Origin of the sequence: Acidithiobacillus concretivorus (assembly GCF_018853445.1) — a bacterium.
In the GTDB taxonomy this organism is placed as follows: Bacteria; Pseudomonadota; Gammaproteobacteria; order Acidithiobacillales; family Acidithiobacillaceae; genus Acidithiobacillus; species Acidithiobacillus concretivorus.
The window spans coordinates 1-374 of the sequence record NZ_JABELD010000190.1 but is presented as its reverse complement, the minus strand read 5'-3'; the positions used below and the strand labels follow the sequence as shown (position 1 = coordinate 374).

Annotated in this window: 1 protein-coding gene; it reads right to left on the bottom strand. The window is 55.6% G+C overall.

Annotation, left to right across the window (positions count from 1 at the left end):
• Positions 1–195: RRXRR domain-containing protein (locus HJG40_RS14785; RefSeq protein ID WP_215864736.1), on the bottom strand; the 195-nt coding region annotated here is incomplete at its 3' end.
• Positions 196–374: the final 179 nt, after the last annotated feature.

The window sequence follows — 374 nt, the reverse complement described above, 5'->3', positions numbered from 1 at the left end:
TTTGCTGCCGGGATGGATTTTCAGCCGCGTATCCTGCACGTCGCCGCCTTCCCGTTCCTTGAGGATGAGGGTAAAGGGAAAACGCCGGAGCACGGCAGCCTTTCCTGCTTTCAGCAAGGCTCTTGCCCGTGCCGGATGGCAGGGCATGAGCGGTTGCCGATTTTTGTCCAGTACCAATACTCTGTTTTGTTGCATAAACAACTCCTTACCTTTTTCAGTCTCCGCTTGCGGGATACATACCCCGCAAGGGGGTAAAGTGCGCCTCGGCAAAGTTATCGGGGCTTGTCATGGACAGGGCACTGTTCATACTCCCGAATCCCTGTTTAACCCTTGTCCGACAGAGCCTGGAACTGGCACGCGCATTCCAGGGTGTC